At 47.2% G+C, this 1,434-nt stretch carries 1 protein-coding gene; it reads left to right on the forward strand.

All coding sequences use genetic code 11. The features are described 5' to 3' along the window. The first annotated feature begins 75 nt into the window (after positions 1–75). A complete protein-coding gene (locus J2Z34_RS17515; protein ID WP_245250919.1) occupies positions 76–1,371 on the forward strand; it encodes an ISNCY family transposase in 1,296 nt (431 codons plus the stop codon). Positions 1,372–1,434 lie beyond the last annotated feature (63 nt).

The raw sequence follows: 1,434 nt of genomic DNA on the forward strand, positions 1-1,434 counted from the left end.
GTCTTAATGGTCTGTGATAATGTCACCCTGTAAGTGTGCTGTGATTATGTCACCCCCCCAGTCTATAATTGGAGGATGAAGATAATAATGAGTACCCAGGAAGCAAGAAGAGTAACCATAATGCATGAATGCCTCAAAGGAATAAGAACCAACAAGCAAGCAGCACAACTGCTCAAGATTACTGAGAGACAGGTACAGCGTTTAAAGGCCAAGGCAAGACATGATGGTATTAGTGCCGTACTACATGGCAACAGGGGCATACCCCCTGCACATGCACTAACGAAGGAGCAACGCAAGGAGATTGCTGATATCTACGCTGAAGAACTCAAGAACTATAACTACTCCCACGCCAGAGACGTCCTGGAGGAGGATAAGGCAATCATCGTCTCAAGAAGCACCGTGTCTCGCATCCTGAGAAATCAGGGAATCAAATCACCTAAGTCCAGACGCCCCCGAAAGAATCACCCCTCACGCGATGCAAGGTCCCGGGAAGGCTCCATGGCTCAGATGGACGCATCATCCTATGACTGGCTTTCCAACGGCTCATATCTGCAACTTCACGGCTCCATTGACGATGCCACCGGAAAGGTTCTTGCTTTGCACTTTGAACAAGAGGAAACCACCCACGGATACAATGAGCTGGTATATCAGATGAACTCAAGAAAGAGACTGCCCCAGGAATTCTATGTGGACTGCCGGACAACCTTTCGCAACAATAACAAGCCCTTAGAGAGCCTTTCAATCGATGAGGAACTCTCCGGCAAGACAAATTTTATGACCCAGTTCCAGCGGTCCATGCACGAACTGGGAATAGTACTGATCTATGCCCACTCCCCCGAGGCCAAGGGCCGTATAGAGCGACTCTGGGAGACCTTGCAGGACCGCCTGCCCAAAGATCTAGCTCGTAAGGGAATCACCACCGTAGAAGCAGCTAACGCGTACCTGCCCACTTACATTTCATACTTTAACCGCAAGTTTGCCGTAAAAGCAAAGGACCCAGAACTGGACTACGCCCCCTCTATACCACTTCGAGAACTAAAAATCATACTGGCCCATCAGGAGAAACGCAAACTTGATCGGGGTCTAAGCTTCAGCTATCTGGGCAAACGATACAGTCTGCCACAGATGACCGGAAAAGAAAAAGAACCATTATCCCAAAGAGATATTATCACGGTCGCCACCAGTGAATACATCGGGATACAGGTTCTCACCAAAGGCCGCATTCTTGAGCCAGTTGAACTCAGAGAAAGGGCTAAGGCAATTATAGAAGATGTACCCGATAAAATCAAACTAAACGAAGATCATTGGGTAAGTAAACCTAAAAACAATTCACCTTGGCATAAAACCAATTCACTGTTTTTTACAAGATAACCCTGACATAATCACAGCACAGTTAAGTCACTTTTGGGGTGACATAGTCAAAGACCGTTGACA

The sequence above is a fragment of the Youngiibacter multivorans genome (genome assembly GCF_017873395.1).
In the GTDB taxonomy this organism is placed as follows: Bacteria; Bacillota; Clostridia; order Clostridiales; family Clostridiaceae; genus Youngiibacter; species Youngiibacter multivorans.

Coding starts and splice junctions, on each gene's coding strand:
- J2Z34_RS17515 (WP_245250919.1), top strand. CDS start 76: ATGAAGATAATAATGAGTACCCAGGAAGCAAGAAGAGTAACCATAATG.